The organism is Embleya scabrispora, from assembly GCF_002024165.1.
GTDB classification, from domain to species: Bacteria; Actinomycetota; Actinomycetes; order Streptomycetales; family Streptomycetaceae; genus Embleya; species Embleya scabrispora_A.
In genome coordinates this window covers 851,142-873,437 of the sequence record NZ_MWQN01000002.1, presented here as the reverse complement: position 1 = coordinate 873,437, position 22,296 = coordinate 851,142, and the positions used below count along the sequence as shown (strand labels likewise).

Sequence of the window (22,296 nt, the reverse complement as noted above, 5' to 3'; positions counted from 1 at the left end):
AACCCTGTCCTGGTTCCGCGAGACAGCCGCCTGAGCCCATCAGGACCCACGGCCCGAGCGGGCTCACCTCACGCAGTCACGGGTCGGTGTGTGGAGGACGATCGGGGGTTGGCGGGGCCTAGCGAGTGGCGGTCAGGTGGGCAAAAACAACCACATTCGCGGCATAGCCGGTGTGTTTGTCGTAGTGGCCGCCGCAGGTGATCACGCGTAGTTCGGCGGCGTCGGTGGCGCCGTAGACGATGTCGTCCGGGAAAGCGTCCTTCGGGAAGGACCGGACCGCGTCGATGCTGAACACCGCCGTCCTGCGGTCCCGGCGCTGCACCTCGATCCGGTCGCCGACGCGCAGCAGGCCGAGTTTGAAGAACACGGCCGGGCCGGAGCGGGTGTCCGCGTGGCCGACCGTGACGGCGTTGCCGCGAGCCCCCGGCGCGACCCCGTCGCGATACCAGCCGACCAGGTTCCTGTTGCCCACCGGCGGGGTGGCCAGCCGGCGGTCCGGGCCGGTGCCGAGGGTACCCATCGGCGCGTTCACGCCGATCGCCGGGATCCGCATCCTGACCGGCACCGACGTCGGCAGCGGTGCGGCGTCCACGCGGCGCGGCCCGTCGGCGGGCGCCCGGGCGTGCGGGACGGCGGCCACGTCCGCGACGGGAGCCGGCGGCCGTTCGACGCTGCCGTCTCCCACACCGTGGTGAACCAGCCACAGCCCGGCGATCAGCGCCAGCGCGGTCGCTCCGGCCGCCAGCGGGCCGGAGCGACGGGTACGCTGCGCCGGCCGTGTGTCAGGACGTGCCATCGCCCGTGGCCCGGCGACGACGGACGAGGTGGATCCCGAAGCCGGCGAGCGCGGCACCGGCCACCACCGCGCCGACGGTCACCTCGCCCGCGTCGAACGTCGAGGCACCGCCGCCGCCACCGGCGTTGACGCTGCCGGCCGGACGTCCCCCGGTGCTGCCGGCCGTGGCGACGCCGCCGGTCGTCCCCGGAGGGCAGTCGACCTTGAAGACCTTCTGCTTGCCCGCCCCGTTCTCGCCCGCGAAGGTCCACACGAGTTTGTACTGCCCGTCGGGCAGGGTGAGGGTCCCGGTGTGCCCGGTGCCGTCGGTGAGGGTGATGGAACCCCCGAGCATGGGGCCGTCGACCCTGGCCGGCTGCGCGGCGATCGTGTAGGTGACCTGCTGCACCGAATCGAAGTTGAACGCCGCCAGATTGAACTGGCAGACCTTGGGCTCGTCCCGCTGGTTCGTCGGCGAGGTGGTGCTCATGTGCACCTTGACGTCACCGTTGTCACCCGGCGCCAGCGGCAGCGCGGACACCGGGCCGGCGCCGGCGAGAACGGCGGCGCCCAGCGCGATCGCCGCGACGGTCGGCCGCCGGAGACGGGTGGTCGAACTGCGTAGGGATGGCATCACGATGGGCGCTCCACGATGAGGGCGAGCGACGTTGGTCGCATCACCTGAAAATGGGACATTCCGACGATGCCGCCCCCGTCCACCCACCCCTCGCCAACACGCGACGGCCCACCCCGTTTTCACCCGTACAACCCAACGCCACCCAGAGACCGAACGGACCCGGCCGGCGAACGCGAACGGACACCGGGCGCGGCCAAGTGAGGATTGATCGGGGATCGGGCCGGCCCGAACAGGCGCCGGGCCGGGACCGGCAGGAACCGGTCAGAGACCGAACAAGAAGCCGAGCCGAGGCGGACAGGGCCGGGCACAGCCAGAGCCAAGCGGGGGTTGAGCGGGGGTCGGACGAGACCGAATGGGGCCACCCGGGGGCCGGACATGCCTGGACAGGAGCCGGACACAGGCCAAGCAAGAGCCGGGCCGAGGCCGGGGCCGGGGGCCGGGGGCCGGGTCGGGTGCCAGGTCGGGGCCGCGTCCCGGATCAGGGCCGGGGATCGGGGCGCGTACCGGATCGGGGTCGGGTGCCGGGTCGGGGCCGAGGGTCGGGTCGGATGCCAGGTCGGGGTCGCGCACCGGGTCGTGGCCGGGCACCAGGCCGCGCACCGGGTCGTGGCCGGGCACCGGGTCGGGGACCGGGACGCGTACCGGATCGAGGCCGGTCGGGGGCCGGGTCACGTACCGAATCGAGGCTGGAGACCGTGTCGCGCACCAGGTCATGACCGGGCACCGGGTCGGGGGCCGGGTCACGTACCGAATCGAGGCCGGGGCCGGGCCGCGCACCGGGTCGAGGGCGGGGGCCTGGACGCGCACCGGGGCGGGGCCGGGCCGCGCATCGGGTCGAGGGCGGGGGCCGGGCCGCGCACCGGGTCGAGGCCGGGGCCGGGTCGTGCGCCGGGGCGGGGCGGGGGCTTGGACGCTTGGGGGTTGGGGGTTTGGTTGCTTTGTTGGGTGTTTGCCCGTTTGACATCGATCTCGGGCAGGCGTACTCCGAGACTATGCGCGCGCGATCGGCGGAGTGGTCGATGCACCGGATCCGACGAGGTCGGGGTCGGGTGTTGTCGGGATTCGTGGGACGAGGGAGGCGCCGATGAGCGGAAGCGGTCCCGGGGCCGATACCGGTCCCCTCCCCCTCCCGGTGCACCGGAGCGGCGCCGATCGTGACGACCACGTCGACGGGATCCTGGCCGACTGCTCCAACTGCCTCGACGCGGCGGTCCGGGCCACCGGGGCCTACGCCGGGGTGGTCTACCTGCGCTCGCCCGATCGTCGCTCGCTGGTTCTCGCCAAGGTCGCGGGCCTGGCCGTGTCCCTGCTCGGCCCGTGGAGCCGGGTCCCGGTCAACGGCGCGCTGCCCGCGCCGGAGGCGTACCGCACCGGCCGCACCGTCTTCCTCGCCGACGACGGCGACACCATGCGGCGCTTCCCGCAGTTGGCGCTCGGCATGCCGTACGCCTACGCGTCCGCCTCGGCCCCGGTCCGCGGCAACGGCGGCAACGGCGGCGGCGAGACGTTCGGCGTGGTCACACTGATGTGGCCCGCCTCCCCCGGACGCGGGCTGCCGGCCGCTCGAAGACGCCGACTGCGCGCGGCGGCCAAGCGGCTCGGCAACGCCCTGGAGGCCCGCAGCGGACCCGGCACGGACATCGCCTACGACGGTCCGCCGACGGTGACCCTGCTGCCCACCGACACCTTCCCGCTGATCCGGGTGGGCCTGTTCGACTGGAACGTGACCACCGGCGACTTCGACGCCGACGAGGAACTGTGCGAGTTGTTCGGCGTCGCCCCGGCCGACTTCGACCGCCGCGCGGCCACGCTGGCCGCCCGGGTGGTCTCCGGCGGCGGGCGCGAGTTCCGCGAGGCCGCGCACCGGGCGGTGGAGACCGGTCGGGTGCTGGCCTGGCGCCTCCAGGTGGCCGGCCCCGACGGCACGCGCCGACCGCTGGAGGTGTGGGGCCGCATCCCCGAGGACGAGACCGGCGGCCGGGCGCGGCACCTGGTCGGCGCCGTCCTGGACCTCGGCACCGGAGCAGCCGCCGCGGAGGCCGTGGAGCGGCTGCGCGACGGCGTCTTCTCGCTCGACGGCGAGGGCCGGGTCACCTACGCCAGCCGCAACCTGGCCGACCTGCTCGGAGTGCGCCTGGAGGACGTACTCGGCCGCGCCCCCTGGGACGCGCTGCCCTGGCTCGCCGATCCCGCGTACGAGGACCGCTACCGGGCCGCGATGCTCTCCCAACAACCCGGCTCGTTCCTGGCCCGCACCCCGCGCGACCGCTGGTTGGCGTTCTCGCTCTACCCCGACCCGTACGGCCTGACCGGCAAGGTGGTCCCGGTCGCCCCGCCGCCCGGCGCGAGCGACGCGGCGGACGCCACCGCGGCCGCCCGGCCGACCGGCGCGCCGGAGACCGAGGCCGCCCCGCCCCGGCTCGGCGCGATCTACCACGTACTCCAGATGGCCGGCGCGCTCACCGAGGCGGTGTCCGTCGGCGAGGTGTGCGAGGTCGTCGCCGACCAGATCCTGCCCGCCTTCGGCGGCCGGGAGCTGGCCATCTACGTGGTCCGTGACAAACGTTTCTTCCTGGCCCTGGAGAGCGGCTATCCCGAGGGGTTCCTGGACCACTTCGAGGGTGTCGCGCTGGACGCGGCGCTGCCCGGTGTGGAGGCGCTGACCCGGGGCGTGCCGATCTTCATCGAATCGGCGGAGGAGCTGAGCGCCGCGTACCCCGGGATCCCGCTGGACGAGATGTCCGCGTGGGCCTTCCTGCCGCTGATCGCCTCCGACCGGGCGGTGGGCAGCTGCATCCTCGGCTTCGACCGGCGGCACGCGTTCACCCCCGAGGAGCGCTCGGTACTCACCGCGCTGAGCGGCCTGATCGCCCAGGCCCTGGAACGGGCCCGGCTCTACGACGCGGAATTCGCCCTCGCCCGCGGCCTGCAACACGCGCTGCTCCCGCACCGGCTGCCGACACTGCCGAACCTGGAGGTGGTGGCCCGCTACCTGCCCGGCACCCAGGGCATGGAGATCGGCGGCGACTGGTACGACGTGATCGACACCGGGCGGGCCGTCGCCCTGGTGATCGGCGACGTCGAGGGGCACAGCGTGGCCGCGGCCGGCACCATGGGCCAACTGCGGAGCGCGGTACGGGCGTTCGCCACCGGGGGGCAGCGGCCCGACGAGGTGGTGAGCTGTACCAATCGACTGCTCGCCGATCTGGACCCCGGCCTGTTCGCCAGCTGCTGCTACATCGAACTCGACCCGGAGAGCGGGCGGGCCGAGGCCGTCCGGGCGGGTCATCCACCGCCGCTGCTGCGCGGTGCCGACGGCCGTACCCGCGTGGTCGAACTGCCCGGCGGCCCGCTGCTCGGGGTGGACCGGGCCGCCGAATACCCGGTGACCCGAATGGCCCTGGAGCCCGGTTCGGTCCTGGCGCTGTACACCGACGGCCTCGTCGAGGAGGTGGGCGTGGACCTGGATCGGGGCATCGACCGCATGCGCGCCTCCCTCTCACACGCCGCCGACACCAACCTCTCCGACCTGGCCGACCGCATGTTGCGCGACGCGGGCCGGCTGACCGAGCGGGCCGACGACGTGGCCGTACTGCTCACCCGCCGGCTGCGGCCGATCCCGGGCATGGGGTCCGCCCCGAACGGCGCACCCGCCGCGGGCCCGGGACCCGCCGATCTGCGCTGAGCGGCAAACGCGCGACCATGGAATGAGGAGGACAGGAGGGCTTGATGGGCACACCGCACACCGCCGGTGCCGACGACGCCGGCGATCCCTCGTCCGCCGTGCCCTGGGGCGCGGACCGGGCACTCCTCGACCATCTGCTCAACCGGGCGCCCATCGGCATGGCGGTGGTCGACCGCGACCTGCGCTGCGTGTGGATCAACGACCAATTGGAGGTGCGGGGCGGCATCCCGCGCGACAAACGCCTGGGCCGGCGGCTCAGCGAGGTGCTGCCCGGGCTGCCGGCGGACCACATCGAGGCGCAGATGCGCGAGGTCCTGACCACCGGGGTGCCGCTGATCGACCACGAGTACCAGGGCCGCACCGCCGGCGATCCGGAGCACGTGCACGCCTATTCGACCTCCTTCTTCCGCCTGGAGGACGGCGAAGGACGCCCGGCCGGGGTCTGCTACCTGGTCATCGACGTCACCGACCGGTGGCGGGCCAGGCAACGGCTGGCCCTGCTGAGCGACATCGGCGCCCGGATCGGCACCACCCTCGACGTGGCGCGCACCGCCCAGGAACTGGCCGACGTCGCCGTCCCCGACCTGGCCGACTTCGTCGCGGTGGACCTGCTCGAACCGGTGCTCGGCGGCGTCGAGCCCGAACCGGGCCCGGTCCGCCGGGCCAACCCCGACCTGATCCGGGTCGGCCAGCGCTCGGTGCGCGAGGGCCGGCACGGCGGCGCGGACGACGACCTCGTCGAATCGATCGCCCGGATCGGCGAACGCGCCCCCGTGGCCCGCAACTCCCCCGGCGCCCGCTGCCTCGTCGACGGCAAGGCCGTCCTCGAACCGCTTTTGGATCCGGACCTGCTGCCGTGGCTCGCCGAGGACCGCGTCTCCACCGACCGCACCCGCCGGGTGGGCCTGCACTCGATGATGGTCGTCCCGATTCGGGCCCGCGGCACCATCCTCGGCGTGACGCACTTCTTCCGCCGCGACACCCCCGACCCGTTCGAGAGCGACGACCTGATCCTGGCCGAGGAGTTCGTCTCCCGCGCCGCGGTGTGCATCGACAACGCGCGGCGCTTCACCCATGAGCACGCCGCCGCGCTGGCCCTGCAGCGCAGCCTGCTCCCGCACGGGCTGCCCCGGCAGACCGCGGTCGAGGTGGCCAGCCGCTATCTGCCCGCCGACGACCGGGCCGGGGTGGGCGGCGACTGGTTCGACGTGATCCCGCTGTCCGGCGCGCGCGTCGCGCTCGTGGTCGGCGACGTGGCCGGGCACGGCACGCACGCGGCGGCGACGATGGGCCGGCTGCGCGCGTCCGTACACACCCTGGCCGACCTGGACATGTCCCCCGACGAACTGCTCGCCCACCTGGACGATTTGGTCATCCGGTTCGTCGACGAGGAGGGCACCGGCGAGGGCGGCGTGGACACCACCGCGCTGGGCGCGAGCTGCCTGTACGCGGTCTACGACCCGGTGAGCCGGCTGTGCACGATGGCCCGTGCCGGGCATCCGCCGCCCGCGCTGGTCCACCCCGACGGCACGGTGGAGTTCCCGGACCTGCCCGCCGGGCCGCCGCTCGGGCTGGGCGGACTGCCGTTCGAGGCGGCCGAACTGGAACTGCCCGAGGGCAGCCTGCTCGTGCTCTACACCGACGGCCTGGTCGAGGGGCGCGATCGCGACGTCGAGTCGGGGATGGACCGGCTGCGCGCCTCGCTGGCCGATCCCGACCGGCCGTTGGACGAGTTGTGCCGGTCGGTGCTGGGCATCCTGCCGCAGAACCCGCCGCAGGACGACGTGGCGCTGCTGATCGCCCGTACCCGCAAACTGGACTCCTCGAAGGTGGTGTCCTGGGACCTCCCGGCCGACCCCGCCTTCGTCGCCGAGGCACGCACCCTGGCGGGCCGGCAGCTCGCCGAATGGGGGCTGGACGAGATCGCCTTCACCACCGAACTGGTGGTCAGCGAACTGGTCACCAACGCCATCCGCTACGCCTCCGGGCCGATCCGGGTGCGGCTGATCCGCGACGCCACGCTGATCTGCGAGGTGTCCGACGCGACCAGCACCACACCTCGGTTGCGGCACGCGCGGACCACCGACGAGGGCGGGCGCGGGTTGTTCCTGGTCGCCCAGTTCACCCAGCGCTGGGGCACCCGCTACACCACCGACGGCAAGACGATCTGGGCGGAATTGCTGCTGTCCGGACCGGAATGAGCACGCGCCGTGCTGCCCGCATCGGGTACGGGCGGCCGTCCCCGGCCCGTGTCGGCGGCCCCTGATAGCGTTCCCGGATGCCAGGAACCACCCCCCGGGACGCCGACCACGGGTCGGGCCATCGTGGGCGCAACTCCACGGCCGACCGCGCCCTCGACATCCTGCTGCTGTTCCGCGACGACCGGCTCGCGCTGACCGCGTCGCAGGTCGCCGGGCATCTGGGGGTGGCCCGGTCCACCGCGTACCGCTATCTGCAGAGCCTGACCACCAGCGGGTTCCTGGAGGAGAACGACGGCGGTGTCGGCTTTCGGCTCGGGCCGCGGGTGCTCGATCTGGCCCGGCTGGCCCGCAAGGGGGTCGGGCTGTCGGAGCTGGCCCGCCCGGTGATGCGCGAACTGGCGCTCGCGGTCGGCCAGCCGGTGTTGCTGACCCGGCGCACCGGCGATTCGGTGGTGTGTCTGGAGCGCGAGGAGGCGCTGCATACGTTGCGCCTGTCCTACGAGCGCGGCCAGGTGTTCCCCGTCAACGCCGGCGCCGCCGCGCTGACGCTGCTGGCGTGGGCGCCCGACGCCGACATCGAACGGGTACTGGCCCGCCCGCTCCCGCGCTTCACCGACGCGACCATCACCCACCCGGACGAACTGCGGGTACGCCTGGCCGGCATCCGGGCCCGGGGCTACGCGGTGGCCCGCGGCGAGTTCGACCCGGACCTGCTCGGCATCGGCGCCCCGGTACACCGCGAGGACGGCACGATCGTCGCGGCGGTCAGCATCGCCGCGCTGTCCCACCGCATCCCCGACGAGCAGGTGCCGCACTACGTGACGGCGGTCCGCGCCTCGGCGGCGGAGCTGTCCGCGCGGGTGAGTCGGATGGGACTGTAGTCGGAGCGCTCACCTTCGCCTCGTCCCCGGTCAATCGGGTGCGCAGTGGGTGGTCGGCACGGGTGTGCGCGGGTCGATCAGGTAGCGGTCGGTGAGTGCCGCCGCGCAGCGGTTCTTGTCGTAGCTCATGTGCCCCCAGCCGGCCGCGGTGACCAGGGTCGCGCCGCGGATCCGCCGCGCCGCGTGCACGGCCCAGGACAGCGGTGTCTGCGGGTCGTGCCGGTTGTTGACCAGCAGGATCGGTGCGGCGCCGGCCACCCGGTAGGGGCGCGGCGGGTTGGTCACGGGGGTGGGCCGGCCCAGGCAGTACGTCATCGCGTTCCAGGCCTGGATGTTGCGGCGCATGTGCGGCGCGACCGCCTTCGACCGGCGGTCCACGGCGGCGAGCGCGCCGGGGTCGGGGATGTCCAGGCTCCAGTCGGAGCAGAGCACGGCCTGCGAGGTGCGGGCGTCGAGATCGGGGACGTACGGCGGGGGCGGCGCGGGCAGCGGTGGGGCGGCGTCCATGCCGGCGAGCAGGTCGGCGACCCGGTTCCGGGCCGCGGTGAGCGTCTCGGCGGGATCGTGTTTCAGGTAGGACATCAGGAACTGCACGCCCGACAGCAGGTTGTCCGGCCCGAGGCCGTGTGTCGGGTCGCCGGGCACGTACAGGGTGCCGGCCCGGGCGCGGGCGTAGAGCCGTTCGAACAGGACCTCGACGTCGCGGCCGTGCAGGGAGCAATCGGCGCTGCCCGCGCACCACTTCACGAATTCGGTGAAGGAGTCCTCGGCGTTCGCGGCCTCGGATTCCAGGAATTCGGCGCCGTCGATCGAGTGGTCCATGTTGCTGTCGGCCACCAGTGCGCGGAAGCGGTGCGGGAAGAGTTCGGCGTACTGCTGTGCCATCAGCGTGCCGTAGGACACACCCCAGAAGCTCAGTCGCGCGTCGCCGAGCGCGGCCCGCAGCGCGTCGATGTCGCGGACCACGGCGAGTGTGTCGAGGTGGTCGTACAGCGGGCCGGTGGCGACCCGGCAACCGTCCGCCAACCGGCGGTTGTCGGCGGCGAACGCGGCGAAGCCGGCCGCGGTGGTGGGGTCGACGGTGGGCCGGGGGCCGGCCTGCGGGCAGTCGAGCGGGGCGCTGCGGCCCCAGCCACGCGGATCGAAGCCGACCCGGTCGAACCGGGCGTCGATCTCCGCCGAGAAAAAGTTCTTGTAGGTGCCGACCACGTCGTCGACGCCGAGCGAGCCGGGGCCGCCGTAGTTCAGCACGAGGGAGCCGATGCGGCGGGCGGGGTCGGTCGCCTTGCGTCGGGCCACGGCCATCTCGAAGGTCGCGCCGTGCGGTCGGGTCCAGTCGACGGGCAGGGTGAGCGTGCCGCAGTCGGCGGTGGGGTCCTGGGCGCACGGTTGCCAGGCGATCGGGCGGGAGGTCGGGGCGGCGGCGAGGTCGGCCCGGGCGGGGCGTGCCGAAGGCGCGGCGGCGGCGACGCTCACGGCGGCGAGGACCATCGCGAGCGCTTTCGATCCGCGTGTGCGTCCGCGCGGTGGGTGCCAGAACCGTTGCCTGCGCGGCGAGTTCGCCCTCATGCGGGCGCTCGCGAAGATCGTGGTCGCATGCCGCGAGACTAGGAGCATCGTTCGGCCGATACGTCCTGCGTGGGCACTAGGCCGCAGGTGTCGGCGGCGATTGCGGATCGGCCCTGGGGTGGAGTCGGCGCCTCCTACCCGGTGGCGGAGGCGGGGCGGGTTCGGGTGTCGATCAGGGCCAGGGCGTCGGCGACCGAGCCGGCCGGGTCGGGGAGCGGGTACAGGACGCCGCGCACGGTGCGGGTGTCGTCGAGGAGCAGGGTGAGCCGCTTGAGGCGGTCGACGCCCGCGGCTCGGAAGGTGGGCAGGCGTAGTGCGGCGGCCAGTTCGAGGTCGGCGTCGGACAGGAGTGGGAACGGGATGTTCGCGTGCGCGGCGAACGCGGCCAATTGGTCGGGGCGTTGGGTGCTCACGCCGAGCACGGTGGCGCCGCGGGCGGTGAATTCGGTGAGGCGGTCGCGGTAGGTGGCGGATTCCAGGGTGCAGCCGGGGGCGCCGGGGATTTGGTCCCAGCCGGGGGGATGCCCCTGGACGCCGGGGGCGTAGGCGCCGGGGAAGCAGTACAGGACCGTCCACGGAGTGTCGGCGATCGGGTCGACGCGCTCGGCGGTGGCGGTCGCGGCGCCGGCCTGGGCGGCGGGGCGCAGGGTGAGCGCGGGCAGTTTGGTGCCGACCAGGGCGTGCGCCCGGCGGGCCTCGGCGGAATCGGCCTCGCCGGTGGCGGTGAGCGTGCCGTCGCCGAGCACGAACTGCGTACCCCAGTTCTGCAGGGCGACCAGGACCGGGAGCAGGCCGCGCCCGGCGTCGGTGAGGTGGTATTCGTACCGCGGCGGGTGCGGGTGGTAGAGCCGCTTCTCCAACACACCGTGTTCGACCAGGGCCTTGAGCCGCTGGGCCAGCACCTTGCGGCTGATCCCGACCTGTTCGTGGAGCGCGCCGAACTGATGTACGCCCGCTGCCACATCGCGCACGAGCAGCAGGGTCCACCAGTCGCCGACGACGCCGAGCGCCTGGGTGATGGCGCAGTCGGCGTCCGCCAGATCGGTATATCGCATGTCACCTCGTCTTGCCTGCGTCGATGCGCTCACTATAGTGAGTTTCGATTGGTTACTCACTTGGTGGCTGCGGGGGACGGGGGTGCGGATGTCGGGCGGCGTGGAGGCGACGGGTTCGGCGGGGGCGATGGGGGCGACGGCGGGCTCGGTGGTTGCCGCCGGGGCGGATGGCGCTGCGCTGGCGGGTGCGGCGATCGGCGCGGGGGCGGGCTCGGGTTCGGGTGGGGTGGGCGGCGGGGCAGGTGGCGGGCCGGGCGACAGGCGGGCCGGCGGCTCGGGCGCGGTGAGCGGCGTGGCGGCGGTCGGTTCGGGTCGCGGGAGTGGGCCGGGCGGTGGGGGCGGTGCGTTCTGGCGCTACTGGGCCGCGCTGACGATCAGTCATGCCGGTGACGCGGTGACCGCCGTCGCCCTCCCGCTGATCGCGCTTCGCGGCCTGCACGCGACGAGTCTCCAGGTCAGTCTGATCACCGCCGCGCAGTACACCGCCTGGATCCTGATCGGGCTGCCCGCCGGGGTGATCGTGCAGCGCCTGCCGCTGCGCGGGACCCAGGTCGCGATGGACGTGGTGCGCGCGGTCGCGATCGCCTCCGTCCCGATCGCCTGGGCACTGGACGTGCTGGGCCTGTGGCAGCTGGTGGTGGTCGCGTTCGTGGTCGGCCTGGCGAGCGTGGTGTTCGACGTGGGCAACTCGACGCTGCTGCCGTCGATCGTGGGCAAGGAGGAGCTGACGTCCCGCAACAGCCTCGCCTCCGGCTCGGTCGCCGCCACGCAGCTCGGCGGCCCTTCACTGGCCGGTGTACTGGTGCAACTGTGCGGCGCGGCGAGCGGTTTGCTGGTGGACGCGGTCAGCTACCTGCTTTCCGCGGTCCTGCTGCGCACGCTGCCCCGCCCGGCCCGGCAGGCGCCCTCGGACGGCGGGCCCTCGTTGCGGGCGCGGATGGCCGAGGGCCTGCGCTACGTGCGCCGGCATCCGGCGATCCGGCCGTGCGTCGCGGCGGTGACGGCCGTGAACTTCGTCTGCGGGGCGTTGATGGCGCTCGTCCCGGCCCTGCTCGTGCGCACGTTGCACGCGCCGACCGCGCTGGTGGGCGTACTGATCGCGAGCGAGGGCGTCGGCAGCCTGATCGGCGCCGCGTTGACCACGCGCCTGGTCGTCCGCTTCGGCAGCGCCCGGACGCTGCTCGGGGCCGCGCTCCTGACGCCCGTCGCGGTCGGCTGCGTACCGTTCGCCGGGGGCGGGCTCGGGCTGCTCGTCTTCGCCGCGGCCAACGCCGCGTTCGGCGCCGCCGTCGTGATGATGAGCATCGTCACCCGCACCCACCGGCAGACCGTGACCCCGCCGGAGTTGCTGCCTCGGGTGATGGCAACCGTCCGCTTCGTGTCCTGGGGTGCGATCCCGTTCGGGGCGCTGACCGCCGGGCTGGCCGCCACCTGGCTGGGCAATCGGGGCGCGCTGGGCACGATGTTCGGTATCGCGCTGCTGACTCCGGTGGTGTTGGGTGCGAGCCCGATCCGGCGGATGCGCGACCTGGTCTGATCCGGGTGCGGGAAATCCGGGTGACCGCGAGCGAGTTCGTGATCTACGGTGGGCGCATGGATGTCACGTTCAAGCGAATCGGTGCGCGGCGCCACGCGTTCGGCACCCGACCGCGGAGCGCCCATCCGACGTCGAACCGGGAGCCGTGGAAGGGCCGTTGGCCCGATCGCTCCGGGTCGCCTCGCGGCTGAGCCGCGCCTGCGCCGTTGGGCACCGTCGTGTTCGACGCATGGACGAGGTGCCGCACCGTCGCTTCGACGCACTGTCGCGTTGGTGCACGGCTGCGCTCTCGTGCTGCCGCGTCGGTACGTCGTCGTGTCGTCGCGTCGCCATCGCGTCACCGTTGCGTTGCCGGTGTGTCGTTGTGTCGTGACCGGAAACGGTCCCGGCCGTAGGTAGGTGGGTCGGCGACCGTCGACCCACCCGACGACGCGCGGCCGTATCGCCGCCGCCCCCGAGCCGACCCAAAGGCCGCCGACGCGCGCCGAGTCCGATCCGTTCGGCTCCGCCCGTCGCACGCCGATCCCCCACCGATCCGCCCATGCCGCGCCCTCGCGCCGCAGCGGTTCGGCGCGCCTTCATGCCGCCCTTCCTCGGCGGGCCGGGTGCCGTCGAAACCCTGCGCGCGGTGCGCCCATGGGTCGATGGGGTGTGCCCGGTCGCAACTCGACCGGTCCCGGCGGCCGTTCGCCATCCATCCCTGGTGTACCCACCGGTGCTCTCCGCTGTCCCTGTGCGTGGTGTGCGAACACCCGTGCGGTGTCGACGGATCGCCGTGTGCTGCCCGGATTCGGCACCACCCGTCCCATCCCTTTGTATGAGAGAGGGCTTCAGGCCGTCATGACCAGAACCGCACGCCACCTCGACCTCGCCACCGTCCGCAACATCGGGATCATGGCCCACATCGACGCGGGCAAGACCACCACCACCGAGCGGATCCTGTTCTACACAGGTGTCTCGTACAAGATCGGCGAGGTACACGACGGCGCCGCGACCACCGACTGGATGCCCCAGGAGCGCGATCGCGGCATCACCATCACCTCCGCCGCGATCTCCTGCGACTGGACGCTCGACGGCGTCGCACACCGGATCAACCTCATCGACACGCCGGGACACGTCGACTTCACCGTCGAGGTCGAACGTTGCCTGCGCGTCCTCGACGGCGCGGTCACCGTGTTCGACGGCGTCGCGGGCGTCGAGCCGCAGTCCGAGACGGTGTGGCGCCAGGCCGACCGCTATCGCGTACCCCGAATCTGCTTCGTCAACAAACTCGACCGCACCGGAGCCGAGTTCCATCGCTGCGTCGAGATGATCGGCGAACGACTGGGCGCGGTGGCCATGGTCGTACAGGTGCCGATCGGCGCCGAAGCGGACTTTCGCGGGGTGGTCGACCTGGTCCGGATGCGCGCACTGGTCTGGTCGGCGGACACCGGACTCGGCGAGGCGTACGACGACGTCGACATCCCGGCCGCGTACCTCGCGGACGCCCTCCGATGGCGCGACCGGCTCCTCGAGACGGTCGCCGAGCACGACGACGCGATGATGGAGGCGTACCTGGCGGGCAGCGAACCCACCGAGGCACAACTGCACGCCGCGATCCGGCGGATCACCATCGCCTCCGGTCGCGGCGACGGCCCCACCGTCACGCCCGTTCTTTGCGGAACCGCCTTCCGAAACAAGGGAGTTCAGCCGCTGCTCGACGCCGTGGCGCGCTATCTGCCGTCGCCTCTGGATGTGGGTGCGATCCAGGGGCACGCGGTCGGCGCGCCGGAGACGGCCGTCGTACGCACACCGTCGCCCGAACAGCCGCTCGCGGCACTGGCGTTCAAGATCGCGAGTGATCCGCATCTGGGCAGGCTGACGTTCCTGCGGCTGTACTCGGGCAGCCTGACCGCCGGCGACCAGGTGCAGAACTCGATCAAGGGCCGCACCGAACGTGTGGGCAAGATCTACCGCATGCACGCCGACAAGCGAGAGGAGATCGCCGCCGTGGGCGCGGGCGACATCGTCGCGGTGATGGGGTTGCGCCGGACCACCACCGGCGAAACCCTGTGCGATCCGGCGCACCCGGTGGTGCTGGAGTCGATGGACTTCCCGGTCCCGGTGATCGAGGTGGCCATCGAACCCGCGTCCCGGGCCGACCAGGAGCGGCTGGGCGTCGCGATCCAACGACTGGCCGAGGAGGACCCGTCCTTCCGGGTCAAGACCGACCGCGAGAGCGGGCAGACCATCGTCTCCGGCATGGGCGAACTGCACTTGGAGGTGCTGGTCGACCGTATGCGACTGGAGTTCGACGTGGCCGCCTCGGTGGGTCGACCGCGAGTCGCCTACCGCGAGACGGTGAGCGCGCCGGTGCCCGGACACGACTACACCTACCGCAAACAAAACGGCGGCAAGGGCCAGTTCGCCAAGGTCCGCATCGCCATCGAACCACTGGAGGGAGACGGCTACGAGTTCGTCGACAAGGTCGTGGGCGGCCGCATCCCGAAGGAGTTCATCCCGTCGGTGGACGCGGGCTGCCGAGCGGCGATGGAACTCGGGGTCCTCGCGGGCTACCCGCTCACGGGTCTGCGGGTGACCCTGCTCGACGGCGCGTTCCACGAGATCGACTCATCCGAAACGGCCTTCCGAATCGCCGGCTCGCTGGCCTTCAAGGAGGCCGCCCGACTGGCCCGCCCCACCCTGCTCGAACCGGTGATGGCGGTGGAGGTGACCACACCCGAGGACCACTTGGGCGACGTCATCGGCAACCTCAACGCCAGACGCGGCCAGGTCGAGGCCCTGACGGACCGCTCCGGCGCAAAGGTGATCACCGCACTGGTCCCACTCGCCGAAATGTTCGGCTACGTAGGCGACCTACGCAGCCGAACCTCCGGCCGAGCAAGCTACACAATGGAATTCCACTCCTACACAAGGGTCCCACCCCACCTGACCCCCGAAATCCCCACAGGCCCAACCACGGCATAGCTCCCACCCCCGCCCGCCGCCCGGGACCCGTCCCGGGCGGCGGGCGGGGCCCTTGCGGTCGCGGACCGGGCCGGGGCCTTCCCGATGGATCGGGGCGTTTCCGGCGCGCGTGCGCTTTCGCCTGCGGAGCGGCCGCCCCGGCGCCGGCCCGAGTCGATGGTGGACCGCCCGCCACCGACGTTCAGGGCTCCAAGATCCGGGGCTTCCGGCGAGATGGGTGCAGATGCATTGCTCGGCAAAACCCGGCCGGCAGCGGCGGGCGAGGATGAGGCGCGGGGTCAAGTCCGCCAGGGAACCTTCCCGAGTGGATCGACCGGCTTCCGGCGGGCGCTGCGCCCTTGGCGGCCGGCACCCAATCCGAGTCTCGTCCGAGTCGATGGTGGGCCGCCGCCAACGCTCAGAACTCCAGGACTCGAAGCCCTTGACTAGACGAGCGCGCTGCTCGGCGAGCCCGGCCGGCAGCGGGAAACGGGAGGGCGGTCGGGTCGAGTCCACCAGGAATGCTCCCGACTGGGCCGAACGCTCCGGCGAGCGTTGCGCCCATGGCTGCGAGGTAGCCGGTCCGAGGCCCGCCCAAGTCGGTAGTGGGCCGCCGCCAACGCTCGGAACTCCAAGACGCGAAGCCCTCGACGAGACGAGTGCGCTGCTCGGCGAAACCCGGCCGGCAGCGGGAGGGTGCTTGGGTCGAGTTCGCTGGGGAGCCTTTCCGTGTGGGTCGGGCGGTTTCGGCGGGCGTTGCGCTTGTGGTTGCGGGTGGCTGGTGCGGGGTTTGTCCGAGTCGGTGGTGGGCCGCCGCCGGCGTGCGGGGCTCCGAGACTGGGGAGTCTCGACGAGGCGGGGGCGTTGGTCGGCGAAAACCGGCTGGCAGCGGGGGGCGGGGAGGGCGGTCGGGTCGAGTCCGCCGGAGGGCCTTCCCGAGTGGGTCGGGCGTTCCCGGCGGGCGCTGCGCCTTGGGTTGCGTGAGCTGGGGCGGGGTTGGTCCGCGTCGGTGGTGGGCCGCCGTCGGCGAAAAAGCGGCCTGCAGCGGCGGGTCGGGAGGGGGCTCGGGTCGAGGCTGCCGGGCTTGCGTTCCCGAGTGGGTCGGGCTCAGGGCATTTCGAGGTGCGGTGGACGTGTGAGGGGCGAGAGTTCACGAAACCGGACGGCGTGGGGTGTCGTGGTCTCGGTGTGAGAGAAAACCCCAGGTCGGCGCGAGTGGACGGCGGTTCCGGGCGCCTCGGGATCCGGTTTCGGCTTCTAGTGGGCACTCTCGGTCTCCCGACGACGACCTCAGCGAGGTCGCAACGCCCGAAGGCGACCCCGACCGGGCAGTTTCGGCCTCCCCACTCACGCCGAAGAGGCCAGAACACACGACACCGGCACTCGACCCCCGCCTTTTCACCCCGACCTCACAAAACCGCAGGTCACCGAAGCTCATAGCCCGAAATCGCCCATCGCGATCCGGCTTCGAGCCCCAACCTCCTCCCCCAACGCCCTCGAAGCGCGCCGACCCACTCAGGAACGCAAGCCCGGCAGCCTCGACCCGAGCCCCCTCCCGACCCGCCGCTGCAGGCCGCTTTTTCGCCGACGGCGGCCCACCACCGACGCGGACCAACCCCGCCCCAGCTCACGCAACCCAAGGCGCAGCGCCCGCCGGGAACGCCCGACCCACTCGGGAAGGCCCTCCGGCGGACTCGACCCGACCGCCCTCCCCGCCCCCCGCTGCCAGCCGGTTTTCGCCGACCAACGCCCCCGCCTCGTCGAGACTCCCCAGTCTCGGAGCCCCGAACGCCGGCGGCGGCCCACCACCGACTCGGACAAACCCCGCACCGGCCACCCGCAACCACAAGCGCAACGCCCGCCGAAACCGCCCGACCCATTCGGAAAGGCCCCTCGGGCAACTCGACCCGGGCGCTCTCCAACTCCCCGCCGCCGGCCGGTTTTCGCCGACCAATGCTCCCCTCTCGCCGGAAGCCCGGGTCTCAGAGCCCCGAACGCCGGCGGCGGCCCACCACCGACCCGGGCCGGCCCCGCACCGGTCACCTCCAGCCAGAAGCGCAAAGCCCGCCGGAAGCGCTCGGCTCAGTCGGGAAGGCTCTCCGGCGGGCTCGGCCCGACCCCGCACCTGCCTCGCCGGAAGCCGGAGTCCTGGAGCTCCGAACGCCGGAGGCGGCCCGCCGGCGACTCGGACAGAGCCCGCACCGGCCGGCCCGCCGCCGCAAGCGCGGCGCTCGACGGGGGCGCCCGACGCGCGCCCGCCGCTCGTGCCGTTCAGTCTCTGGGCGGTGGGGCGTTTCGGTAGGCGAAGCCTGTGCGGTAGGACCAGACGACGGCTTGGGTGCGGTCGCGGACTTCGAGTTTGGCCAGGATGTGTTTGACGTGGGTTTTGACCGTTTCCACCGACAGGTGCAGTGTGCGGGCGATTTCGGTGTTGGACAGGCCGCGGGCCATCGCGCGCAGCACGTCGGCCTCGCGGTCGGTGAGGCGGCCCGCGCGCATGTGGTCGGGGCCGATTCGGGCGGCGTGCGAGGCGAAGAGGCGGCGGGCGACCGCCGGCGAGACCACCGCGTCGCCGGCCGCGACCGCGTGGATCCCGGCGATCAGCTCCTCCGGCGTGGCCCGCTTGAGCAGGAAGCCGTCGGCGCCGGCCGCGATCGCGTCGTCGACCACCTCGTCAAGGTCGAACGTGGTGAGCACCAGGACACGCGGCCGGTCCGGCACCGCCATCAGGTCCCGAGTGGCGGAAACGCCGTCGCGGACCGGCATCCGGATGTCCATCACCACCACGTCGGGGCGAAGTTCCAGCGCGGCACGCACCGCCTCGGCACCATCGGCCGCCTCCCCCACCACAGTGATCCCGGGCTCGGCCCGCAGCAGCGCCTTCAATCCGCTCCGGACCAGCGCGTCGTCATCGGCCAGCAGCACCCGGATCACGAACGCACCTGCGCCGGCAGCGTCGCCCGTACCCGAAAGCCCGCCGCGACCGGGCCGGCCTCCACCTCACCGCCGACCGACCGGGCCCGCTCGCGCATGTTGGCCAGCCCGCGCCCGGGCCGACCCACCCGCAACTGGCGCCCCTCGTTGACCACTTCGAGCACCACGGTGTCGTCGACCTGGGCCAATTCGACGTCGATCCGGCCGCTGTCGGTGTGCCGCAGCGCATTGGTCAGCGCTTCCTGGACGATCCGGTGCAGCGCCTGCGCGACCGTGGCACCCACCTGTATCTCCTCCGTGGTCAGCCGCAGTTCGCGGCCCGCGGCCCGGACCCGGTCGACCAGCGCGGACAGGTCGGTGGTCGGCCGGTCGGTGTGCATCACCCGGACCAGCCGGTCCAACTCCCCCAGCGCGTCGCGGCCGACGCTCTCGATGTTGCCCAGCGCCTCCCGGGCGAAGGTCGGGTCGTCGACGAACACCCGGCGTCCGACCCCGGCCTGCATCACCATCACGTTGACCGCGTGCCCGATCGAGTCGTGCAGTTCGCGGGCCAGCTCGGTGCGCTCCTCGGCCCGGACCCGGGCGTGCTCGGCGAGCGCCGCGGCCCGCCGGCTGCGCGCGGCGTCGCCCGCGACCATCGCGAGCAGGAAGCACACCGCCACGCCGAACACGTCGGTGGGCCCCACCGGCGCCCGGTCGACCGCGAAGTAGCCGCCCACCGCGGCGACCATCACGGCCGCGCCGACCACCCGGGCGCCGGTCCCGCGCAACGAGAACAGGGTGAACAGCGAGATCCACGCCGGCCACTGGGTCACCGTGGTGGAATAGCCGGCCGCCGCATTGACCACCACGAGCAGCGACGTGGCGACCACCACCCACATCGGCGCGACCCGGCGCGGGAACAGACACAGCGTGGACCCGACGGCGAGGCTCAGACCGACCGCGTCCAGCCCCCGGTAGGGCGGGTCGGCGGGGGCGAGCACGGTCACCGCGACCGCGCCCGCCACGAACGCAGGCGTCAGCCAGACGTCGGAAGTGCGCATGCCCCATCCTGCACCGGCGAGCCCCGCCCCGGTCCACCCCCGCGCGGCGGAGAACCATCTCCCTCGCACGAGGGAGGGGTTTCCCCGTTCCGGGGGGCGAGGGCGCACCCCTTCGCTTCCTAGCGTGGTGACATGCCGCGAAAGGACGCCCCGACATGACCACGACCACCACCACCGCGCACCGACCCGACTCCACCCGACGCCGCACGGTAGGCGTCTGGTGGCTCGCGCTGAGCGCTCTGGCGATCGCCGTGTTCGCCCCGCTGCCCTACCTGACCGAGTCCCTGGTCGCCCTCGCCCGCGACGACGCCGACATAGCGAGCAACTACGCGTACCGGCCGAAGTGGCAGCAGGCCTTCTTCTACACGCACATCGTGGCCGCCGGCCTCGCCCTGCTGCTGTCCCCCGCCCAGCTCGCGAGCCGAATACGGCTGCGCGCACCCCGCCTGCACCGGGCCTGCGGCCGGCTCGTGCTGCTGTGCATCGCCGTGGGCGGGGTCGCCGGCCTGGTGCTCGCGCCGATGAACCACGCGGGCGCGGTGGGCACCGCCGGCTTCGGCATGCTCGCGGTGTTGTGGGTGGGCTGCGCCGGCTTCGGGTTGCGGGCGATCCGGCGCGGCGATCCGACCCTGCATCGCCGCTGGATGCACCGGGCCTTCGCGTTCACCTACGCGGCGGTGACGCTGCGGCTGTGGCTGATCCTGCTGGTCCCGCTGACCGGCGACTTCGACCGTGCGTACACGTTCGTTCCCTTTCTGTGCTGGGTGCCCAACCTGATCGTGGTCGAATGGCTCCTCCGCTCCCGCGCGTCCCGAAAGATCATCCCGCCCGTCATGTGATCAAGGTCTGCACGTCGCCCGCCCGCCACCTTTGCCTCATAACGTCTGGCCGGTATTCGCCCCTCCCCCCGAGCGCAAGGAACCCACATGGCGACCGAGGACCACTCGCTTCCGGCCGATCGGCCCCTACCGCAGTTGCCCGAGTGGGCCGACCCGGAGGTGGCCGAGGACCGGCTCGACGCGCAGGGCGTGTCGCGCCGAGGGCTGATCGGTCGAGCCGGGCTGTTCGGGGCCGGATTCCTGGGTGCCTCGGCGCTCGGTATGACCGGCGCGGGCGTGGCGGCGGCGGCCGAGTCCGACGACGCGGTGCAGGCGAGTTCGCGCCCGGGCCAGGACGGCCCGCCGAGCAAGTACGTCTACCTCGTGGGCGACCACCACGTGCACACCGTCTACAGCCACGACGCCAAGTACGGCTTCGCCCAGTCGGCGGCGCAGGGGCGGCAGTTCGGCCTGGACTGGATCGTCTACACCGAGCACGCCAACTTCGGCCACGCCAACGCCGGTGGCGCGGAGCGCGAACACGCGGAGATCCTCAAGGCCCGTCAGGAAAACCCGCGGGTGCTGATCTTCCAGGGCCTGGAGTGGTACGTCCCCGCCGCCGAGCACGCCACCATCATGGTCGCGCCGGGCCGCAACGAGGTGGAACTGCTCCGGCAGTTCGAGCTGACGTTCGACGCCAAGCTGAACAAGTTCGACGTGGGCGCGGTGGGCGACCCGAAGACCCCCGCCAACGAGGCCAAGGCGGTGGAGGCGATCCGCTGGCTCGGACAGCGCCGCCGCGAGGGCTTCGTCGAAGACGTCCTGGTGCTGGCCAACCACCCCAGCCGGCTCGGCATCGTCTCCCCGCACGAGCTGCGCGCCTGGCACGACGCCGACCCGTCGATCTTCCTCGGCTTCGAGGGCGCTCCCGGCTCGCAGGCCAACGCCGACCCGGCGTGGGTGAAGTATCGCGAGGGCCAGTCGGGTCCGGGCACCTTCCAGCGCGGCGAATACCAGAACGCGCCGTCGCCGCAGAGCTGGCCGCGCTACCCGATCGAGAGCTACCGCACGTTCGGCGGCTTCGACTGGATGACCGCGACGGTCGGCGGCATGTGGGACGCGCTGCTGTCCGAGGGCCGGCTGTGGTCGGTCACCTCGAACTCGGACAACCACCGCACCATGTTCGACACCTACGCCGACGGCGACTACCCGCCCGGCAGGGGCTTCGACGACCTCGGCTCCAAGCCGCTGCCCAAGGACACCGGTGTCCCGCAGCCCGGCAGCGACTTCTGGCCCGGGCAGTTCAGCCGCACCCACGTGGGCGTGGAGCGGTTCGGCTACCGCGACGTGATGAACGGCCTGCGTGCCGGGCGCGTGTGGGTCGACCACGGCCAGTTGCTCGACGGCCTCGACGTGTGGATGGTCGCGGACAACGGCCGCAGCGAACCGGTCACCCTGGGCGGCCGATTGCCGCTGTCGGCGAACCGGGGCGCCACGCTCTACATCCGGGTCACCACCGCGAGCCGGCCCAACTACCACGGTGTGGTGCCGACCCTGGCGCACGTCGACGTGATCACCGGCACGGTCACCGGCAAGTCCCGCGACGCCGACGCCTGGCAGGCCCCCGACGCCCGGGTGACCAAGCGCATCGACGTGGCCGGCCGTACCGGCACCTACACCCTGAAGGTGCAACTGCCGCGCCGGAACAAGCCGTACTACGTCCGACTCCGAGGCAGCGACGGCAACCGGCACGGCGTCGGCCCGTTCGGCGCACGCGTCGACCCGGCGGGCCCGATCCAGCACCCGAACAACGACGGCGACCCGTGGCGCGACATCTGGTTCTACAGCAACCCGATCTTCGTCGACGTCAAGTCTTCGCACTGGGGGGACTGACCCCGGGGGGGTTGGTGGGGGGGGTGGGGTCGACGTCCCTTGTCGGACGTCGACCCCGCCGCCGGCAGGGCCCGGTTCGCGGCGGGTGCCCGATCCGATCGGCGAGCCGGACCGTGCGTTCGGGGTCGCGGTCGCGGCTAGTAACTCGGCGCGGAAGCACATGAGTTGGCAGCCGCGACGACGGGCGGGGTGATCCAGGTGCCAGTCCGATCGCCCCCGTCCTGGTTACCGGCGAGCAGTCGCACGGCGCCGGTCGGGGTGGCGCACGGTTGTCCGCGCAACCAGGTCTGGGGAATCGGGTCGAGGCCGGAACCCGGCCGGA

13 protein-coding genes are annotated in these 22,296 nt (G+C 72.8%); 7 read left to right on the top strand and 6 right to left on the bottom strand.

Annotated features, from left to right (window positions below):
- Window positions 1-118 precede the first annotated feature (118 nt).
- A complete protein-coding gene (locus B4N89_RS34265) occupies window positions 119-796 on the bottom strand; it encodes a class F sortase (RefSeq protein ID WP_078980359.1) in 678 nt (225 codons plus the stop codon).
- Window positions 783-1,409, bottom strand: coding sequence for a hypothetical protein (locus B4N89_RS34260; protein WP_078980358.1), 627 nt, complete (start codon window positions 1,407-1,409; stop codon window positions 783-785). The genes B4N89_RS34265 and B4N89_RS34260 overlap by 14 nt, the downstream gene beginning before the upstream one ends.
- A gap of 1,087 nt (window positions 1,410-2,496) precedes the next feature.
- Here B4N89_RS34260 and B4N89_RS34255 point away from each other — a divergent pair.
- From B4N89_RS34255 to B4N89_RS34245, 3 genes are all read left to right on the top strand, one after another.
- Window positions 2,497-5,097, top strand: a complete 2,601-nt coding sequence (locus B4N89_RS34255) for a SpoIIE family protein phosphatase (protein WP_078980357.1) — start codon at window positions 2,497-2,499, stop codon at window positions 5,095-5,097.
- Window positions 5,098-5,141: 44 nt separating this feature from the next.
- Window positions 5,142-7,298 (top strand): SpoIIE family protein phosphatase, encoded by a 2,157-nt coding sequence (locus B4N89_RS34250; protein WP_078980356.1) that lies wholly within the window; start codon window positions 5,142-5,144, stop codon window positions 7,296-7,298.
- 77 nt (window positions 7,299-7,375) lie between these two features.
- A complete protein-coding gene (locus B4N89_RS34245) occupies window positions 7,376-8,179 on the top strand; it encodes an IclR family transcriptional regulator (protein ID WP_078980355.1) in 804 nt (267 codons plus the stop codon).
- Window positions 8,180-8,209: 30 nt separating this feature from the next.
- Here the strand turns inward: B4N89_RS34245 and B4N89_RS34240 are convergent, their stop codons facing one another.
- Window positions 8,210-9,655 carry an alpha/beta hydrolase gene (locus tag B4N89_RS34240; protein ID WP_143658178.1) on the bottom strand — a complete coding sequence of 482 codons (1,446 nt, stop codon included), beginning with the start codon at window positions 9,653-9,655 and terminating at the stop codon, window positions 8,210-8,212.
- A 227-nt stretch (window positions 9,656-9,882) separates the two neighbouring features.
- Window positions 9,883-10,803 (bottom strand): winged helix-turn-helix transcriptional regulator, encoded by a 921-nt coding sequence (locus B4N89_RS34235; RefSeq protein ID WP_078980353.1) that lies wholly within the window; start codon window positions 10,801-10,803, stop codon window positions 9,883-9,885.
- 88 nt (window positions 10,804-10,891) lie between these two features.
- On the opposite strand from B4N89_RS34235, the gene B4N89_RS34230 reads away from it, so the two are divergent.
- Both B4N89_RS34230 and fusA read left to right on the top strand, forming a co-directional pair.
- The gene (locus B4N89_RS34230; RefSeq protein WP_268812559.1) at window positions 10,892-12,340 is read left to right on the top strand and encodes an MFS transporter; all 1,449 of its coding nucleotides are present in this window, start codon (window positions 10,892-10,894) and stop codon (window positions 12,338-12,340) included.
- A gap of 840 nt (window positions 12,341-13,180) precedes the next feature.
- Window positions 13,181-15,307, top strand: a complete 2,127-nt coding sequence (fusA, locus tag B4N89_RS34220; RefSeq protein WP_078980351.1) for an elongation factor G — start codon at window positions 13,181-13,183, stop codon at window positions 15,305-15,307.
- 2,250 nt (window positions 15,308-17,557) lie between these two features.
- Here the strand turns inward: fusA and B4N89_RS34215 are convergent.
- Both B4N89_RS34215 and B4N89_RS34210 read right to left on the bottom strand, forming a co-directional pair.
- Complete coding sequence (locus tag B4N89_RS34215) at window positions 17,558-18,220, bottom strand: response regulator (protein ID WP_078980350.1); 663 nt, start codon at window positions 18,218-18,220, stop codon at window positions 17,558-17,560.
- On the bottom strand, window positions 18,217-19,263 hold the full coding sequence (locus tag B4N89_RS34210; RefSeq protein ID WP_078980349.1) for a sensor histidine kinase: 1,047 nt from the start codon (window positions 19,261-19,263) through the stop codon (window positions 18,217-18,219). The genes B4N89_RS34215 and B4N89_RS34210 overlap by 4 nt, the downstream gene beginning before the upstream one ends.
- A gap of 155 nt (window positions 19,264-19,418) precedes the next feature.
- Here B4N89_RS34210 and B4N89_RS34205 point away from each other — a divergent pair, with 155 nt between their 5' ends.
- Complete coding sequence (locus tag B4N89_RS34205; protein WP_078980348.1) at window positions 19,419-20,102, top strand: DUF2306 domain-containing protein; 684 nt, start codon at window positions 19,419-19,421, stop codon at window positions 20,100-20,102.
- Window positions 20,103-20,189: 87 nt separating this feature from the next.
- A complete protein-coding gene (locus B4N89_RS34200) occupies window positions 20,190-21,974 on the top strand; it encodes a PHP domain-containing protein (RefSeq protein WP_078980347.1) in 1,785 nt (594 codons plus the stop codon).
- The last annotated feature ends 322 nt before the right edge of the window (window positions 21,975-22,296 follow it).